Annotated in this window: 13 protein-coding genes and 2 pseudogenes; 9 read left to right on the forward strand and 6 right to left on the reverse strand. The window is 74.2% G+C overall.

The annotated features are described in order from the left end of the window. Positions 1 to 240 precede the first annotated feature (240 nt). Positions 241 to 1,689, forward strand: coding sequence for an aldehyde dehydrogenase family protein (locus tag IHE55_RS28195; protein WP_197991614.1), 1,449 nt, complete (start codon positions 241 to 243; stop codon positions 1,687 to 1,689). Then, positions 1,682 to 2,116, forward strand: coding sequence for a nuclear transport factor 2 family protein (locus IHE55_RS28200; RefSeq protein WP_197991615.1), 435 nt, complete (start codon positions 1,682 to 1,684; stop codon positions 2,114 to 2,116). Before IHE55_RS28195 ends, IHE55_RS28200 begins: the two co-directional genes overlap by 8 nt. Before the next feature lie 283 nt (positions 2,117 to 2,399). On the opposite strand, the gene IHE55_RS28205 is transcribed toward IHE55_RS28200, so the two are convergent. Further along, entirely contained in the window at positions 2,400 to 3,755 is a 1,356-nt protein-coding gene (locus tag IHE55_RS28205; RefSeq protein ID WP_197991616.1) for a glutamine synthetase family protein, read from the reverse strand. Between the two features lie 413 nt (positions 3,756 to 4,168). Between IHE55_RS28205 and IHE55_RS28210 the strand changes: the two genes are divergently transcribed. The 7 genes and pseudogenes from IHE55_RS28210 to IHE55_RS31890 all read left to right on the forward strand — a co-directional run bounded on the left by IHE55_RS28210 (position 4,169) and on the right by IHE55_RS31890 (position 11,545). Continuing rightward, a complete protein-coding gene (locus tag IHE55_RS28210; RefSeq protein ID WP_197991617.1) occupies positions 4,169 to 4,975 on the forward strand; it encodes an acetoacetate decarboxylase family protein in 807 nt (268 codons plus the stop codon). A gap of 32 nt (positions 4,976 to 5,007) precedes the next feature. Then, positions 5,008 to 6,471, forward strand: coding sequence for an aldehyde dehydrogenase (locus tag IHE55_RS28215; RefSeq protein ID WP_197991618.1), 1,464 nt, complete (start codon positions 5,008 to 5,010; stop codon positions 6,469 to 6,471). Beyond that, positions 6,464 to 7,366, forward strand: a pseudogene (locus IHE55_RS28220) (3,4-dihydroxyphenylacetate 2,3-dioxygenase); the annotation flags it as partial. The gene IHE55_RS28215 and the pseudogene IHE55_RS28220, both read left to right, overlap by 8 nt. 99 nt (positions 7,367 to 7,465) lie before the next feature. Then, the gene (locus tag IHE55_RS28225) at positions 7,466 to 8,311 is read left to right on the forward strand and encodes a fumarylacetoacetate hydrolase family protein (RefSeq protein WP_197992304.1); all 846 of its coding nucleotides are present in this window, start codon (positions 7,466 to 7,468) and stop codon (positions 8,309 to 8,311) included. 29 nt (positions 8,312 to 8,340) lie between these two features. Continuing rightward, complete coding sequence (locus IHE55_RS28230; RefSeq protein WP_197991619.1) at positions 8,341 to 8,988, forward strand: TetR/AcrR family transcriptional regulator; 648 nt, start codon at positions 8,341 to 8,343, stop codon at positions 8,986 to 8,988. A gap of 341 nt (positions 8,989 to 9,329) precedes the next feature. Continuing rightward, a complete protein-coding gene (locus IHE55_RS31885; RefSeq protein WP_307826842.1) occupies positions 9,330 to 10,814 on the forward strand; it encodes an aldehyde dehydrogenase in 1,485 nt (494 codons plus the stop codon). Beyond that, entirely contained in the window at positions 10,811 to 11,545 is a 735-nt protein-coding gene (locus IHE55_RS31890; RefSeq protein WP_307826843.1) for a gamma-glutamyl-gamma-aminobutyrate hydrolase family protein, read from the forward strand. Before IHE55_RS31885 ends, IHE55_RS31890 begins: the two co-directional genes overlap by 4 nt. Positions 11,546 to 11,566: 21 nt before the next feature. Here the strand turns inward: IHE55_RS31890 and IHE55_RS28240 are convergent, their stop codons facing one another. The 5 genes and pseudogenes from IHE55_RS28240 to IHE55_RS28260 all read right to left on the reverse strand — a co-directional run bounded on the left by IHE55_RS28240 (position 11,567) and on the right by IHE55_RS28260 (position 17,281). Further along, positions 11,567 to 12,142 (reverse strand): MarR family winged helix-turn-helix transcriptional regulator, encoded by a 576-nt coding sequence (locus IHE55_RS28240; RefSeq protein ID WP_197991620.1) that lies wholly within the window; start codon positions 12,140 to 12,142, stop codon positions 11,567 to 11,569. 317 nt (positions 12,143 to 12,459) lie between these two features. After that, complete coding sequence (locus IHE55_RS28245; RefSeq protein WP_197992306.1) at positions 12,460 to 13,881, reverse strand: YfcC family protein; 1,422 nt, start codon at positions 13,879 to 13,881, stop codon at positions 12,460 to 12,462. Between the two features lie 137 nt (positions 13,882 to 14,018). Beyond that, positions 14,019 to 14,933 (reverse strand): annotated as a pseudogene (arcC, locus tag IHE55_RS28250) (carbamate kinase); the annotation flags it as partial. A gap of 5 nt (positions 14,934 to 14,938) precedes the next feature. After that, the gene (gene argF, locus IHE55_RS28255) at positions 14,939 to 15,940 is read right to left on the reverse strand and encodes an ornithine carbamoyltransferase (RefSeq protein ID WP_197991622.1); all 1,002 of its coding nucleotides are present in this window, start codon (positions 15,938 to 15,940) and stop codon (positions 14,939 to 14,941) included. A gap of 117 nt (positions 15,941 to 16,057) precedes the next feature. After that, positions 16,058 to 17,281, reverse strand: coding sequence for an arginine deiminase (locus IHE55_RS28260; RefSeq protein ID WP_197991623.1), 1,224 nt, complete (start codon positions 17,279 to 17,281; stop codon positions 16,058 to 16,060). Between the last annotated feature and the right edge of the window lie 150 nt (positions 17,282 to 17,431).

Below are 17,431 nucleotides of genomic sequence, written 5' to 3' on the forward strand. Positions count from 1 at the left end.
CCCCATCACGGCGCCCCCCATCACGACGGCGCCCCCCATCACGACGGCGCCCCCATCACGACGGCGCCCCCCATCACGACAGCGCCCCCGCACCACCACGCCCCCGCATCACGACGGTGCCCGCGCAACACCGCGCCCGCGCATCACGACGGTGCCCCCTCACGACGGCGCACCGCCCGCCCCCGGCCGTGACCGGACCCGTCCGCCCGGGACCTGACGACGACTCGGAAGGAATCCGCCATGCATGTGCGAGGCCGGCTGTTCATCAAAGGCGAGTGGACCGCCGCCGCCGACGGGGCCGAGTTCACCACCACCGACCCCGCCACCGGAGCGGTCCTCGGCACCTGCGCCGAGGCCGGGCAGCAGGACGCCGACGCCGCGGTCGACGCGGCACGGGCGGCGCTGGAGGACCCGGCGTGGGCCCAACTGCCCGCGGCGGAACGCGCCCGGCTGCTGTGGCGGGTCGCCGAACTCATCGAGCGGGACGCGGCGGAACTGGCCGAGCTGGAGACCCGCGACCAGGGGCAGCCGCTGGCCGTGGCCCGCCAGGTCAGTGTCGCCGGGGCGGCGGAGCACTTCCGCTACTACGCGGGCTGGGTCACGAAGATCCAGGGCGCGGTCAGCCCGGTGTCCCACCCCGGCACCCTGCACTTCACCCGGCGGGAGCCGGTCGGGGTCTGTGCGCTGATCACCCCGTGGAACTTCCCGCTGATGATCGCGGCGTGGAAGCTCGCACCCGCTCTGGCCTGTGGCAACACGGTGATCGTGAAGCCCGCCGAACAGACCCCGCTGAGCACGGTGCACCTGGTGCGGCTGTGCCAGGAGGCCGGGTTCCCGCCGGGCGTGGTCAACCTGCTCACCGGCGGCCCCGCGACCGGTCGCGCGCTGGTCGCGCACCCGCGGGTGGACAAGGTCTCCTTCACCGGTTCCACCGAGGTGGGCCAGGAGATCGTCCGGACCTCCGCGCACGACCTGAAACGGGTCACCCTGGAACTGGGCGGCAAGGCGCCCAGCATCATCGCCCGCGACGCCGACCTGGACGCCGCCGTGGAGGGCAACGTGCGCGGCGCGCTGCTCAACAGCGGTCAGGTCTGCGCCGCCTACGCGCGCTTCTACGTGGACCGCCGCCGGGCCGAGGAGTTCACCGACAAGCTCGCGGCCGCCGTCGACGCGCTGCGCCTGGGCCCCGGCCTGTCCCCGGACACCCAGCTGGGCCCCCTGGTCAGCGACGACCACCTGCGGCGGGTGGACTCCCTGGTCCGGGAGGGGGTCGCCGAGGGGGCCCAACTGGTCACCGGGGGCGCCCGCGCGGACGGGCCCCTGGAGACCGGCAACTTCTACCGGCCCACCGTCCTGTCGGGCGTGCGCGACGGGATGACCATCGCCCGGCAGGAGGTCTTCGGGCCGGTGCTGCCCGTGCTCACCTACGAGGACGAGGACGAACTCGCGGCCCGGGCCAACGACACCCGATACGGGCTGGCCGCCGCGGTGTGGACCCGGGACCTGGCGACCGCCCACCGGCTGGCCGCCCGCGTCCGCGCGGGCTCCGTCTTCGTCAACATGCCCGCCATACCCGACCCCGCCGCGCCCTGGGGAGGCTTCGGGGCCAGCGGCTGGGGCCGTGAGATGGGCTCCCACGCGCTGGACGTGTTCACCGAGACCAAGGGCGTGTGGATCCACCATGGCTGACCACCGCACGGCCGACCACCCCGCAGACCCGGAGGAGAACGAGATGAACGACCGCACCGACGCCCACGACGCCGTCCGGGCCGCCGTGGAGGCGTACGTGGCGGCGGTCCGCGCCGCGGATCCCGAGGCCGTCCGGGCCGCCTTCCGTCCGGACGCACGTATGTGGGGCTACCTGGGCGAGGAGCTGGTCTCCGCGCCGATCGAGGCCTTCTGCGAGGTGGTCGCCGCCGACTCCGGGGCCGACCGGTGGGCCCGGGGATACACGTACACGATCCGCTCGGTCGAGGTGAACGGTCCGGTGGCGGTCGCGGTGCTCGACGAGTCCGGCTACCAGGGCCACGACTTCACCAATCACTTCTCCCTGGTGCGGGAGGACGGCGAGTGGCGGATCGCCACCAAGACCTTCGTCCGCCACGACGCACCCTGACCCGCACCCCCGGCGGCCGGCGGCGACGCAACCGCACGCCGGCCACGAGGTGCCGCCCTCCGGGGCCCGGCCGGCCGGGCCCCGGCACCGTCTCCTGCGCGACGGAGGCCGCCCGGGGACTCCGGTGCCGGACGCGCTCCCGTGCGTCGCCCGCCGGGTCTCGGAAGCCCTGGCCGGCCGCCGTGACGCGCCCGCGCCCGGCACCTCGCCCGTCGCCGGACGCACGGCGCCCCCCCGGTCCGCCGGGCCGGCGGACGGAGGGGCGCCGAGGAGGGCGGCCGGGTCACAGGTGGTACGCGTACTCCGTGAACTCCCAGTCGGTGACGTGCCGGTGGAAGCGCGCGACCTCGTCGCGCTTGTAGGCGAGGTACGCGGTGGTGAAGTCCTTGCCGAGCACCTCGGTCAGCGCCGTGTCCGCCTCCAGCGCGTCCAGCGCGGCGGGCAGGGTCGCCGGCAGCACGGCGGACCGGGTGGCGTCGTAGCCGTAGCCCTCCAGCGGGGCGGGGGGCTCCTCGCCGGCCAGGACGCCGAGCAGCGCCGCCGCGAGGGTCCCGGCGATCAGCAGGTACGGATTGGCGCCGGCGTCCCCCAGGCGCAGCTCGAAGCGGGAGCCCGCGCCGCGCTCGGGCGGCACGCGGACCATGGCGCTGCGGTTGTCCAGGCCCCAGTCCACCAGCCAGGGCGCGAGGGTGTCGGGACCGAAGCGCTTGTAGGAGTTGACCGTGGGGTTGGCCAGCGCGGTGAGCGCGGGGGCGTGGGCGAGGACCCCGGCGACGGCGTGCCGCGCCGTGGCGGACAGGCCGTGCGGTGCCGCCGGGTCGTCGAACACGTTGCCGCCCCGCTCGTCCAGGCAGGACAGGTGGAGGTGGAACCCCGAACCGCCGGCGTCGTTGAAGGGCTTGGCCATGAAGGTGGCCAGGCGCCCCTCCAGGCGGGCCAGTTCCTTGACCGCCGCCTTGAAGCGGAAGGCGCGGTCGGCGGCCGTCATCGCGTCGGCGTGGGTCAGGTTGATCTCGAACTGGGCGCCGTCGTACTCGTGGTTGCCGCTGCTGACGCCGATGTCCAGGTCGCGCAGCAGGCGCAGGGTGCGCAGCAGGTGGTTGTCGGGGTCGGCACGCAGGCCGGCGGTGTAGACCACGCCCTGCGCGTCGCTGTAGCGGCGCCAGCCCCGGGCGAGGCCGGGCGCGGCGTCGCACAGGAAGTACTCCAGCTCCGGGCCGATCACCGGGCGCAGGCCGTGCTCGCGGCACCGGGCGACCACGGCCCGCAGCAGGTCCCGGGGGGACTCCGGCGCGGGCCGGCCGGTGGCCGGGTCCACGACGTCGCCGAGGCAGGTGGCGACACCGGCCTCCCACGGCAGCGGGGTCAGGGTGGTGAGGTCGGGGGCCACGCGGATGTCGGGCAGGCCGGCGTCCAGACCGCCGGAGACGGCGACCGTGTCGCCCTGCGGGCTGGTGTGGTAGACGGCGCGGCAGAAGGCCAGCCCGTGCTCACAGGCGGCCGGCAGGTGGTCGAGCAGGACGTCCCGGGCCCGTTCGGTGCCGATGAGGTCGGGATAGGTCACCCGGACCACGTCGATCCCCTCGGCGGCCAGGCGCTCCAGGTGACGGCGGACGGATGGGTTGCCGGATGCGCTCACCGGTGTCTCCTCGGGAAAAGGGGCGCCGCCCAGGGCGGAGCGCGCTGGGGGAGAAGAGGGAGGGAGGGGGCCTCGACCGTCGTACGCGGGAGGCAGCTCGCTCGTTCGGACACACGGTAGGGAGGGCGGGGCGCTCCCGCAAGGGCCCGGGCGCATCAACTTATCCATTCGGATAGGTATTGACCCGGGACGCTCGGCTTCCTATCTTGTTTGGCACCAAACGATTTCGGTCGGCGCCGCCCGTCCCCGGCGCCCGCTCCCGCCGCGGCCCTGCCGCCCCTTCACCGGATCGTCCGGTTCCCCCCTCCGCGCCCTTCCCGTCCGTGACGCCCCGTCCGTCGAGGACCGGGCGGTGGGACGCACCCAGGTCCCGCCGCCCGAACCGCCCGCCCGCTCCGCGTAAGGAACCCGAAGTGACCCGTGTCCGTGGATACTTCCACCCCAAGACGGCGACCGGTGCCTCGTCGCTGATCCCCGCCCCGCCCTGGCGCTACTCCGGCGACCTGCTCACCGTGGAGTACCGCACCGACCCCGCCCGGGTCCGGGAACTGCTGCCCGAGCCGCTGGAACTCGCCGAGGAGGACCCCGGCGCGGTGGCCCTGATCTGGGCCGACTGGCAGTCCTGCGCCGACGGCGGGCGGGAACTGCTCGACCCGGTGCGCGCCCAGTACAAGGAGGCGTTCGCGGTCGTCCGCTGCCGGTACCGCGGGCGCACCTACACCCGCTGCGTCCACATCTGGGTGGACAAGGACTTCGCGCTCGCCCGCGGCCTGCACCAGGGCTACCCGAAGAAGCTGGGGTCGATCCACCAGACCCGGCCCCACCCCTACGGGCCCGCCCCGCGCATCGAGGCCGGTGCCCGCTTCGGCGCCACCCTCGCCGCCGGGGACCGGCGCCTGGCCCAGGCCGTCGTCACCCTGCGCGAGCCGTCAAAGACGGCCGGCTTCGTCAACGCCCACCCGATGGCCCACCACCGCTGGCTCCCCTCCATCGAGAAGGGCGGCGGCCTCGCCCTGGACGAACTGGTCGAGTCCGGCGCCGCCTCCGTCGAGGGCGGGCAGCCCTGGACCGGGGACGCCGAACTGGAACTGTTCGAGGCGCCCACCGAGGAACTGGCCCGGCTGGAGGTCCGCGAACCGATCGCCGCCTACTACCGGCAGGTCGGCGTGGTCTGGGACGGCGGCCGCCTGCTCGAAACCGGCACGTCCGGCGCCGAATGACCCCCGCACCCCACGCCCGGAGAGCGCACACCATGAGCCAGCACCTGTTCACCGTCGCCGGAGTCGAGGTCGACACCCGGCACCACATCGGGGGAGCGCGCGTCGCCTCCGCCGAGACCTTCACCGACGTCTCACCGATCGACGGCGGCGTCCTCGGGGAGATCTCCCGCGGCACCCCGGCGGAGGCCGGGGCGGCCGTCGCCGCCGCCAAGGACGCCTTCCCCGGCTGGGCCGCCACACCGCGCGCCGAACGCGCCCGCCTCCTGCGGGCGATCGCCGACGGCATCGACCGGCGCGCCGAGGAGCTGGCCGTCGTCGAGACCGCCGACAACGGCGCCCTGCTGCGGTCCCACCGCCGCGGCGTCATGCCCCGCGTCGCCCACAACTTCCGCTTCTTCGCCGACCGGCTGCTGGCGCTGGACCACGAGGACTTCACCACCCGCGGCCACACCAACCACGTCACCTGGGACCCGGCCGGCCCCTGCGTCCTGATCACACCGTGGAACGCCCCGCTGATGCTGGCCACCTGGAAGGTCGCCCCCGCGCTCGCGGCCGGCAACACGGTGGTCCTCAAGCCCGCCGAGTGGACCCCGCTGACCGCCTCGCTGCTCGCCGACATCGCCGCCGAGGCGGGCCTGCCGGCCGGCGTCCTCAACGTCGTCCAGGGCTACGGCTCCGAGATCGGCGACGCCCTCACCGCCCACCCGGACGTGCGCCGGATCAGCTTCACCGGCTCCGTGCCCACCGCGCGGCACATCGCGGCCTCGGCCGCCGCGCACCTCACCCCGCTCAGCCTCGAACTCGGCGGCAAGTCACCGCTGCTGGTCTTCGCCGACGCCGACCTCGACCTCGCCGCGGACCTCGCCGTCGAGCAGTACGACAACGCCGGCCAGGTGTGCCTGGCGGCCACCCGGCTCCTGGTGGAGGAGAGCGTCGCCGAGGAGTTCACCCGCAGGTTCCTCGCCCGCGCCTCCCGGCTGCGCCAGGGCGACCCGCGCGACGAGGCCACCGACATCGGTCCCACCATCCACCCCCGCCAGCTGGAGCGGGTCGACGGCTTCGTCCGCCGGGCGCTGGCCGACGGCGCCCGGGCCCTGATCGGCGGCCACCGGCGCGGGGACCGGTACTACGCGCCGACCCTCCTCACCGACGTGCGCCAGGACTCCGAGATCGTCCAGGAGGAGGTCTTCGGCCCCGTGCTCACCCTGCAGACGTTCGGCGACGAGGACGAGGCCGTGCGCCTGGCCAACGACACCGCCTACGGACTGGCCGCCACCGTCGCCACCGGCGACCCGGACCGCGCCGAACGCGTCACCGCACGCCTGGTGGCGGGCACCGTCTGGGTCAACTGCTTCTTCGTCCGCGACCTGCGGGCGCCGTTCGGCGGATCGCGCCGCTCGGGCATCGGCCGGGAGGGCGGCACCTGGAGCTTCGACTTCTACTGCGACCTCAAGAACACCGTCACCGCGCCGCGGGAGGGGCAGGACCATGGGTGAGATCGTGGGGGCGGGCCTGCTCGCCCACGTCCCGACCATCGTGCTGCCCGAGACGACCCGCCGGCAGCTGAACGAGGGCAAGGAGATCAGCCTCGTCACCGGCCTGCGGCAACTGCGCCGGGAGGTGTTCGAGCGCGACGACTACGACACCGTGGTCGTCCTGGACTCCCACTGGGCCACCACCGTCGAGTTCGTCGTCACCGCCCAGGCCCGCAGGGCCGGCCTGTTCACCTCCGAGGAACTGCCGCGCGGCATGTGCCGCATGCCCTACGACTTCCCCGGCGACCCCGAACTCGCCCGCAACGTCGCCTCGTTCGCCGACCGGCACGGCACCTGGATCACCCCCATCGACGACCCGTACCTGCCGGTGTACTACGCCACCACCAACCTGTGGAAGTACCTCGGCGAGGGCCTGCCCGACAAACGCTGGGTGAGCATCGGCGTCTGCCAGACCGGCGACATGGAGGACCACCTGCGCCTCGGCCGCGCCCTGGCCGACGGCATCGCGGCCACCCCCGGCCGCCGGGTGCTGCTGATCGCCTCCGGGGCGCTGTCGCACACCTTCTGGCCGCTGCGCGAACTGCGCGACCACGAGGCCAGCGACCCGGCGCACATCTTCACCCCCGAGGCGCGGGCGGCCGACGAGGAACGCATCGCCTGGTTCAAGGAGGGCCGCCACGACCGGGTCCTGGACACCATGGACGCGTTCGGGCGGTTCAAGCCCGAGGCGAAGTTCTTCCACTACCTGATGATGGCCGGGGCCCTCGGCGAGCACGCGTGCACCGCGCGCGGCCGCCAGTACGGCGAGTACGAGAACTCCGTCGGCACCGGCCAGGTCCTGCTCTGGTTCGACCGCCCCGCCGACGGCTGGACCGGCCCCGGCCGGTCCGCCCCCGGCCGCCGCCCCCGCCGACTCCCACGACCCCGCCTGACCAACCGGTCGGCACCGCCACCGAAGCCCCGCAAGACAAGCCGTAGCCAGAGAGGCCCCACCATGCCCGAGTACCGCCGCGTCCTGCTCGACGGCGCGACCGTGGAGACGGTCCGCGACGGCGACGAACTGATCGCCGCGGACGGCCGGCGCGTCGGCGTCGAGGACGCCCACCACCTGCCGCCCGTCGTCCCGTCCAAGGTGATCGCGGTGCACCTCAACCACCGCAGCCGGGTGGAGGAGTTCCGGATCGGCCTGCCCGACACCCCCACCTACTTCCACAAGCCGACCTCGGCGCTCAACGCCCACCGCGGAGCGGTCGTCCGGCCCGAGGGCTGCTCCTGGCTCAACTACGAGGGAGAGGTCGCCATCGTCATCGGCAGGACCGCCCGCAACATCGCCCCGGACCGCGCGGGCGACTACATCGCGGGGTACACCGTCGCCAACGACTTCGGCCTGCACGACTTCCGGGACACCGACGCCGGGTCCATGCTCCGGGTGAAGGGCTCCGACACCCTCTGCCCGCTCGGCCCCGGCCTGGTCACCGACTGGGACTTCCGGGGCAAGCGGCTGCGGACCCTGGTCAACGGAGCCGTCGTCCAGGACGGCTCCACCGACGAGATGACCTGGGACATGCACTACCTGGTCGCCGACATCGCCCGCACCATCACCCTGTACCCCGGCGACGTCCTGCTGTCCGGCACCCCGGCCAACTCCCGGCCGGTCGCGCCGGGCGACGTCGTCGAGGTCGAGGTCGAGGGCCTGGGCCGGCTCACCAACCACGTCGTCACCGGGCCCGCACCCGTCCGCACCGACGTCGGCGCCCAGCCCACCGAGTCCGAGGAGGTGCTGTCCACCGCGCTCGGCGGGGACTGGGAGTTCCGTGGCATCAGGCCGCCCCGGCGCTGACCTGCGGCCCCGCCGGTAGGCTCGGCACCATGACCGACCCCGCCGAGCCCGCCGGCGCCCGTGGCGCCCGCAAGCCCGTGACCAACTACGGGTCGGGCCGGGGCGCCCTGCTGGACGCCGCGGTGCGCGTGGTGGCCCGCGGCGGGCTGCGGGGGCTGACCTACCGAGCCGTCGCCGAGGAGGCCGGGGTCACCCACGGGCTCGTCGTCCACCACTTCGGATCCCGCGACGCCCTCATCGAAGAGGCCGTGGACCACGCCTTCCGCTCCTCGCTCGACGTCAGCTCCCTCGACACCGGCGCGGAGCGGGCGGCCGACTTCGCGGCCGGTCTGGGCGCCATGGTCGAGGCCGGGCCGGACCTCCAGGCCTTCCAGTACGAACTGCTCCTGGAGTCCCGCCGGAGGCCGGAGCTGATGCCCCGGCTGCGCGCCCTGTACGACGAGTACGTCGCCACCGCCCGGCGCGACCTGTCCCGGATCCTGAACCGGCCGGTCGACCGGGGGCTGTCCCGGCTGGTCTTCGCCGCGCTGGAGGGCCTGGTGCTGCACCAGCTCGTCTTCGGCGAGCGCGAGGTGACCGAGGAGGCGCTGGCGGAGCTGCGGGCGCTGCTGGAACGACTGGTGGACGAGGACGAGGACGAGGGCGCGGGCGCGGGCGGGGAGCCGGGCGAGGGCTAGCACGGGAACCGCGGCCGCGGCACCCGCGCCCGCGCCCGCGCGGTGGGGTCCGGTGTCCGCGACCCTGGCCCGCGCGGCGGGGTCCGGTGTACGCGGCCCGGGCCCGTTCCCGCGCGCGCTCCGGACGTACGGACGACCGGACGACCGGGGCGAACAGACGCCACGGACGAACAGATGCCCGGACGAACAGATGCCCGGACGGCGGGACGGCCGCCGACCGGCCCACCGCACCCCCCCGCGGGAAGCGGGCCGGGAAACGGTCGCACCCGCACGGCCCCCGGCGGACCGCCGCCTCACATCCCTACCTTCACGACCCCTCCCTCACGAAACGAGGACGCACGGTGGACCTCACCCACGACGACTGGAAACGCCGCGCCGCGACACTCCGGTTCCACGGCTCGCACCTGATCGACGGCCGCTCCCACGAGGGGAACGGCACCTTCACCGTCGTGTCGCCGAGGGACGGCAGGGCCCTGGCGGACGTCGCCGACGCCGGCGCGACCGAGGTCGACCTGGCCGTCGCGGCGGCCCGCCGCGCCTTCGACGAGGGGCCCTGGCCCCGGCTCGCGCCCGCCGAACGCGGCCGGACGCTGCTCCGCCTCGCCGACCTGATCGAACAGCGGCGGACGGACCTCGCCCTCACCGTCAGCCTGGAGATGGGCAAGCTCGTCACCGACGCCTACCACATCGAACTGCGCGCCCTGATCGCCACGTTCCGCTGGTACGGGGAGCTGGCCGGCAAACTCACCGACGAGTCCCCGCACACCGCGCCCGAGGCCCTCGCCCTCGTCACCCGCGAACCGACCGGCGTCGTGGGCGCCATCGTGCCCTGGAACTTCCCGCTGACCCTCGCCGGCTGGAAGGTCGCGCCCGCCCTCGCCGCCGGCTGCACCGTCGTCCTCAAGCCGTCGGAGAAGTCCCCCCTGTCGGCCCTGCTCCTGGCCCGGTTGGCCACCGAGGCGGGGCTGCCGCCCGGCGTCCTCAACGTGGTGGCCGGCGACGGACCGGTCGCCGGCCGGGCCCTCGGCCTCCACCCCGGCGTCGATGTCCTCGCCTTCACCGGCTCCACCGCGGTGGGCCGCCACTATCTGCGCTACGCCGCCGACTCCAACCTCAAGCGCGTCTGGCTGGAACTGGGCGGGAAGTCCCCCAACATCATCCTGCCCGACGCCCCCGACCTGGAGCAGGCCGCCGCCACCGCGGCCTGGGGCGTCTTCTTCAACCAGGGCGAGATGTGCACCGCACCCTCCCGGCTGCTGGTGCACTCCTCCATCGCCGAACGCGTCACCGAGGCGGTGGTCGAACGGGCCCGCGCCCTGCGGGTCGGCGATCCGCTCGACCCGGCGTCCGAGATGGGGGCGCTGGCCGGCCACGACCACCTCGACCGGGTGCTCGGCCACGTCCGCGCCGCCGTGGACGACGGCGCCCGGCTGCGCACCGGGGGACAGCCCCTGCAGACCGGAACCGGTGGCGCCTACCTGCGGCCCACGGTGTTCGACCGGGTGGCCCCCGACACGGCGCTGGCCCGGGAGGAGGTCTTCGGACCGGTGCTGTCCGTCCTCACCTTCGACGACCTCGACGAGGCGGTGGCCCTCGCCAACGCCACCGACTACGGCCTCGCCGCCGGCCTGTGGACCTCCGACCTGTCCACCGCCCACCGGGTCTCGCGCGCCCTGCGGGCCGGCACCGTCTGGGTCAACTGCTACGAGGAGGGCGACCTCACGGTGCCCTTCGGCGGCATGAAGCAGTCGGGCAACGGCCGGGACAAGTCCGCCCACGCCCTGGAGAAGTACACCGAACTCAAGACCACCTGGATCCGGCTGTGACCCGCCCCGCACGCCCGCTCGTGGCGATCCCGGCCCGCTTCTCCGCCTCCGCCTCCGCGCTGCGCCACGCGGCCGAGGTCACCGCGCGGGCCCTGGCCGAGGCCGTCTGGCGGGCCGGCGGCGAGCCCGTCACCCTGCACCCGCACGCACCCGGCGGCCGGCGCGACCCGGCCGGGACCGCCGAGCGCCTCGCTCGCTTCGACGCCCTCCTGCTCCCCGGCGGGGGAGACCTCTCGCCGTACCGCTACGGCGCCGAGCGGGTCCACGAGTCCGTCTACGACGTGGACGACGAGCAGGACGCCTTCGACCTCGAAGCCGCGGCTCAGGCGCTGCGGTCGGGGATGCCGCTGCTGGCGGTCTGCCGCGGTCTGCACGTGGTCAACACCGTGCTCGGCGGCACCCTCCACCAGGACATGGGCGGGCCGGGCCGCGAGCACCGGCACATCCGGCACCCGGTCCGCCTCGCCCCCGGCTCCGCCGTGGCCTCCCTCGTGGGGGCCGGCACGGTCCGGGCGTCCTGCTACCACCACCAGCACATCGATCGGCTCGGCACCTCGCTCGTCGTCACCGGGCGGGCCGCGGACGGCACGGTGGAGGCGGTGGAGGCACCCGGGGCCGGCGGCTGGTTCCTCGGCGTGCAGTGGCACCCCGAGGACGACGCGGCGCACGACGCCGCCCAGCAGAGCCTGTTCGGCGCGCTGGTCCGCGCGGCGCGGGGGGAGGACCGCTGAACGGGGCGGGGGCGCGGTGGTTCAGTCCCGGGACGGCCGCCGGCCGCTGCGCCGGGGCGCGGGCCGTGCCCCGTCCAGCAGTGCACGGCGGCGGGCCTCGCCGTGCCGTTCCACCTGGAGCACCACCCGGCGCAGCCCGTCCGCGAGGGTGCGGCACTCCTCGTCGGTCAGCGGGGTCGTCACGAACGCCTCCTCCGCGTTGACCTCGGGGAAGACCCGCCGCATGAACTCCTCGCCCTCCGGCGTCAGGCGCAGCAGCACCAGCCGGCCGTCGGTGGGATGGCCGGTGCGGGCGAGCAGCCCGCGCGACTCCAGGGTGCGGGCGACGCCGGTCAGCGTCCCCTTGGAGATGCCCGCCTCCTCGGCGACGTGCCGGGTCTCCGGCTCCTCCCAGATCCAGACCACCCACAGCACGACGAACGCGGTCCAGGTCAGGTCCGAGCTGCGCAGGACGGAGTTCTCCAGGTGGTGGCGGACGATGGCGGCGGCCCGGTGGATGTTGGCGACGGCCGCCATCTGCTCCCGCCGCAGGGGGATGTCCCCGAGCTGGGTCCTGGCGCGCCGCTCCGTCTCGGTGATGGATCGCTGGCCCGGCACGCGTGCCCCCTGGTTCTCCGTGCGGAACCGGCCGCCCCGCGGGCTCACCCGGTCGTACGGAACCCCAGTGTACGAGCCGGTCGCCCCCGCTCCGGCGGCGCGCCCGGCACCGGCCCTCACCGACCCTGCCGCCCTTCCGCCGGCCCGGCCCGCCGGCCGACCGGGCGGCACCTGCCGGCCCCTCGGCTCCGCGGTTCGCCGGCGGCCGGAAGGCACCGCGGCAGGTGGCCGCCGGTCCCGGCCCGTACCCGTACGCGTGGCCCGTGCCCCGCCGGATCGGTGGGGACGGGCCGTGTCGCTTCGATGCTGTGGCGCGGTCACGTCACGGCCGCGCCCAGGGCGAGGAAGGCGCAGATGGCCACGAACAGGATGCCCATCAGCGGGGCGACGAAGCGCAGGTACCGGTCGTAGCGGACCTTGGCCAGGGCCAGCCCGCCCATGACGACGGCCGAGGTGGGGGTGATCAGGTTGATCCAGCCGGAGGCCGACTGGTACGCGGTGACCACCGTGGCCCGGCCCACGCCGGCGAAGTCGGCCAGCGGGGCGAGGATCGGCATGGCCAGCGCCGCGTGCCCGGAGGAGGAGGGGATGAGGAACGCCAGCGGGAGGTTGACCAGGAACACCACCACGCCGAAGGCACCGGAGGAGGTGCCCGAAACCGCGTCCTGGAGGCTGTTGAGGATGGTGTCGGTGACCGCGGCGTTGTTCATCAGGACGGTCACGCCGCGGGCCAGCATGACGATCAGGGCTGCCCCGATGAAGTCGCCGGCGCCGGCCACGATGCCGTCCGTGGTGCCCCTCTCGCCCAGACCGCCGATCAGGCCGACGGCGACGGAGCCGAGGACGAACAGCGCCGCCAGTTCGGGGAAGTACCAGCCGAGCGTCGGCAGCCAGGTGATGTGCAGGTCCGACCACGGGATCACGGCGAAGATCATGAACAGGAAGGTCGACGCGAAGACCCCGAGGACGATCCGCTGCCGGACGGTCAGGTGGGCCTCGTCGGCCCCGGACGCCGCCAGAGCCTTGTCCTCCTCGTCGGGAGGGGCCAGGGAACGGCCCGGGTCGCGGACGACACGCGCGCCGTAGCGCAGGATGTACGCGGCGGCCAGCGCGGTGAGGCAGACCCACATCAGCAGCCGCAGGACGATCCCGTCACCGGTCCCGATGCCGGCGCTGTCGGAGGCCACGCCGGTCGCGAAGGGGTTCACGGTGGAGGCGAGCGTGCCCACCCCGGCCCCCACCATGATGACGGTCGCGCCGACCATGCGGTCGTATCCGAGCTTGAGCATGAGCGGGATGACCAGCCCGTAGAAGCCGAGGGTCTCCTCCGCCATGCCGTAGGTGGTGCCGCCGAGCGAGAAGACGGCCAGCAGGACGGTCAGCAGGACCGCGCGGTGGTGCCGCAGCCGGTCCGCCAGCCGGGCGACGCCCGAGGTGAGGGCCCCGGTCCGCAGGGTGACGGTGATGAAGGCGCCGACGGCCAGGACGAACAGGAACACCCCGGCCGCGCCGGCGAAGTCCCCGCTGCCGCCCGGGGCGGTCAGCCCCGAGTCGGTCCCGGTCACCCCGTACAGGCCGTTGACGGGCGCGAGGAAGAGGTCCTTGAGCCGGTCCCCGAAGCCGGGCGTCAGCTCGACCGAGTGATAGCTGCCGGGGACCGGGCTGCCGTCCTCGGTGTCGTACCGCCCCGGGGGGATGACGAAGGTCAGCGCCCACACCGCGACGGTGACGACCGCCAGGACGGTGAAGGCCGAGGGGAAGCTGAAGCGCCTCCTGGGACGCCGGGGGCGGCGGGGGGTCGTCGGTGACCGGGGCGGACAGCGGGGTGTGCGTGGTCATGTCGGGTCCAGTGGCGAGTGGGGGGCCGGCTTCCGGGCAGCGGCCGCGGGGGGGTGACGATGGTCCCGGCGGTGCCGTCGAGGATCGCCTGGGCGTCCTGGAGGGCGCCGATGGCCGCCATGTCGCCGGTGAGTTCCACGAACCGGCAGGCCGCCTCCACCTTCGGCCCCATCGAACCGGCCGGGAAGTCGTGGCCGCGCAGCTCCGCGGGGGTGGTGTGGGTGATGGGGGCCGCGTGGGGCGTGCCGTGGTCGCGTTCCACGTGGGGCACGTCCGTCAGCAGCAGCAGCGCGTCCGCCTCCAGCGCCTCGGCCAGCAGGGCGGCGGTGAGGTCCTTGTCCACGACGGCCTCGACGCCGGAGAGGTGCCCGGTGTCGTCACGGATCACCGGCACCCCGCCGCCCCCGGCGCACACGGCCACCGCGCCGGAGGCCAGCAGCAGCCGGATCAGGCGGGTCTCCACCACGCGCTGCGGGCGGGGCGAGGGCACCACCCGCCGCCAGTGGTCCCCGTCCCGCTTGACCGTCCAGCCGCGCTCGGCGGCCAGCTGTTCGGCCTCGGCCCGGCCGTAGACCGGGCCGACGAACTTCGTGGGGTCGGCGAAGGCCGGGTCGGTCGCCGAGACCAGGGTCTGGTTGAGCAGCGCGCAGATCTGGCGGCCGGGCAGGGCGTTCTGCAGCGACTGCAGCAGCCAGTAACCGATCATCCCCTGCGTCTCGGCGCCCAGTACGTCGAACGGGTAGGGCGAGGACAGGGAGCGGTCCGCGGCGCTCTCCAGCGCCAGCACCCCGACCTGCGGGCCGTTCCCGTGGGTGATCACGACCTCGTGCCGGTGGGCGATCGGGGCCAGGGCGCGTACGGCGGCGCGGACGTTGGCCAGTTGCGTGGCGGCGTCCGGGCGCTCGCCGCGGCGCAGGAGCGCGTTCCCTCCCAGGGCGATGACGATCCGCACGGTGATCAGGCCCCCAGTGTGGCGACGAGGACGGCCTTGATGGTGTGCAGCCGGTTCTCCGCCTGGTCGAAGACGATGGAGTGCGCGGACTCGAACACCTCGTCGGTGACCTCCAACGCCGTCATCCCGGTGCGCGCCAGGATCCGGGCGCCGACCGTGGTGGCGCTGTCGTGGAAGGCGGGCAGGCAGTGCAGGAACTTCACCCGCGGATTGCCGGTGGCCTTCAGCACCTCCATCGTCACCTGGTAGGGCCTGAGCAGGGCGATCCGCTCCTCCCACATCTCCTCCGGCTCGCCCATGGACAGCCACACGTCGGTGTACACGAAGTCCACCCCGCTCACGCCCTCCGCCACGTCGTCGGTGAAGGTCAGGCGCGCCCCGGTGGCGGCGGCGATGCGCCGGGCCTCCGCGACCACGTCCGGCGCGTTCCGCAGGCCGGCGGGACCGACCATCCGCACGTCCATCCCGAGCATGGCCGCGGCCACCAGGAGGGAGTTGCCCACGTTGTTGCGGGCGTCGCCGAGATAGGCGAACGACACCTCGCGCAGCGGCTTGTCGGTGTGCTCCCACATGGTCAGCACGTCGGCGAGGGACTGCGTGGGGTGCCACTGGTCGGTCAGCCCGTTCCACACCGGGACGCCCGCGTACTCGGCCAGCTCCTCCACCAGGCGCTGGTCGCTGCCCCGGTACTCGATGCCGTCGTAGAAGCGGCCGAGCACCCGGGCGCTGTCCTTGATCGACTCCTTGTGCCCCAGCTGCGAGCCGGCCGGGTCGAGGTAGGTGACGTGGGCGCCCTGCTGGTGGGCGGCGACCTCGAAGGCGCACCGGGTGCGGGTGGAGGTCTTCTCGAACACCACCGCGATGTTGCGGCCGCGCAGGTGCTGCCGCTCGGTACCGGCGGCCCGGTCGGCCTTCAGCCGGGCGGAGAGGTCGAGCAGGTGACGGAACTCCTCGCAGGTGAAGTCCAGTTCCTTCAGGAAGGACCGGTCACGCAGGTCGGTGGTCATCTCGGTGACTCCTTCGCGGGGCCTCGGCCCCGCTGGGTACGGATACGGCAGGACAGGGGAGAACGGGGAGGGGCAGGGGAACACAGGGCACGAGGGGCGGCGGGCGCTCTGCCGGCGTCAGACGGCCTCGCGTTCGACCGGGCAGCTCATGCAGCGCGGTCCGCCGCGCCCGCGGCCCAGCTCGCTCCCGCGGATGGTGACGACCTCGATGCCGTGGTGGCGCAGGAAGGTGTTGGTCGTGACGTTGCGCTCGTAGGCGACCACCACGCCGGGCTCGACGGCCAGGACGTTGCAGCCGTCGTCCCACTGCTCGCGCTCGGCGGAGTGCACGTCCTGGGTGGCGGTGAGCACCCTGATGGAATCCAGGCCGAGGGCGTCCGCGATCACCTCGTACATCTCCTCCGGCGGGTGCGCCCGGGTCACCAGGCCGGTGCCGTCGGGGCCGGGCTCGATGGTGGTGGACGGCAGCGCGCCCAGCCCGGCGTAGGCGGTGAAGGTGTCCCCGCTGACCATGGTCATCACCGTGTCCAGGTGCATGAAGCTACGGCTCCGGGGGAGGCCGAGCGCCACCACGCGGCGGGCCGATCCCGCGGCGAACAGGCGCAGCGCGAGGGACTCCACCGCCTGGGGAGAGGTGCGCTCGCCCATGCCGACCAGGACGGCGCCGTTGCCGATGACCAGGACGTCGCCGCCCTCGATGGTGGCGGGGTAGGCGGCCTGCCCGTCGGCCCACCGGTGGAACTCGCCCTTCTCGAACAGCGGGTGGTGCCGGTAGATGGCCTCGAAGTGGACGGTCTCCCGGCGCCGTGCGCGTTTCGCCATCGGGTTGACGCTCACCCCGTCGTACACCCAGCAGGAGGTGTCCCGGGTGAACAGGTGGTTGGGCAGCGGAGCCAGCACGAAGTCGTCGGGCGCCATGGTGCCCAGCCGGACACCGGGCATGCCGCCGGCCCGGTGGGTCAGTTCGCGCCTGGTGATCCCGCCGATCAGACAGCGGGTCAGCTCCTCGGGGGAGAGGGAGTCGAAGTGGGCCCGCAGCCGGTCGGTGGCCAGCGGCCCGAACTCACGCTCGTCGAAGACCCGGTCGTGGACGAGCGTCCTCGCCGCGGGGCGGGCGAGGGTCTCGGTGAGGAGGTCCGCGAGGAGGTGGACCCGGACACCGCGGTCGCGGAGCGTGTCGGCGAAGGCGTCGTGCTCCTCCCGGGCGCGCTTGACCCACAGCACGTCGTCGAAGAGCAGACCGTCCTTGTTGGACGGCGTGAGCCGCTTCAGCTCCAGGTCGGGACGGTGCAGGATCACCTGCTTGAGCCGGCCGGTCTCGGAGTCGACGTGGAAGGACATGGAGGCTCCCGGGGCAGAGGGCGGAAGGCTCCGCACCCCGCGCGGCGCCGGGCCGGCCGGCGGCGGGGGGTGCGGTGCGGTACACCCGGAACTCTGCCTGCGGCCCGGTGCCACGACGGGCGACGGAAGGTCCCGGCCGCACCGCCGACC

Source organism: Streptomyces pactum, assembly GCF_016031615.1.
In the GTDB taxonomy this organism is placed as follows: Bacteria; Actinomycetota; Actinomycetes; order Streptomycetales; family Streptomycetaceae; genus Streptomyces; species Streptomyces pactus.

What these genes read in the sequence shown, in the direction of transcription:
- IHE55_RS28195 (WP_197991614.1), top strand. Translation starts at nt 241, where the DNA reads ATGCATGTGCGAGGCCGGCTGTTCATCAAAGGCGAGTGGACCGCCGCC.
- IHE55_RS28200 (WP_197991615.1), top strand. Translation starts at nt 1,682, where the DNA reads ATGGCTGACCACCGCACGGCCGACCACCCCGCAGACCCGGAGGAGAAC.
- IHE55_RS28215 (WP_197991618.1), top strand. Translation starts at nt 5,008, where the DNA reads ATGAGCCAGCACCTGTTCACCGTCGCCGGAGTCGAGGTCGACACCCGG.
- IHE55_RS28225 (WP_197992304.1), top strand. Translation starts at nt 7,466, where the DNA reads ATGCCCGAGTACCGCCGCGTCCTGCTCGACGGCGCGACCGTGGAGACG.
- IHE55_RS28230 (WP_197991619.1), top strand. Translation starts at nt 8,341, where the DNA reads ATGACCGACCCCGCCGAGCCCGCCGGCGCCCGTGGCGCCCGCAAGCCC.
- argF (WP_197991622.1), bottom strand. Translation starts at nt 15,940, where the DNA reads ATGACCACCGACCTGCGTGACCGGTCCTTCCTGAAGGAACTGGACTTC.
- IHE55_RS28260 (WP_197991623.1), bottom strand. Translation starts at nt 17,281, where the DNA reads ATGTCCTTCCACGTCGACTCCGAGACCGGCCGGCTCAAGCAGGTGATC.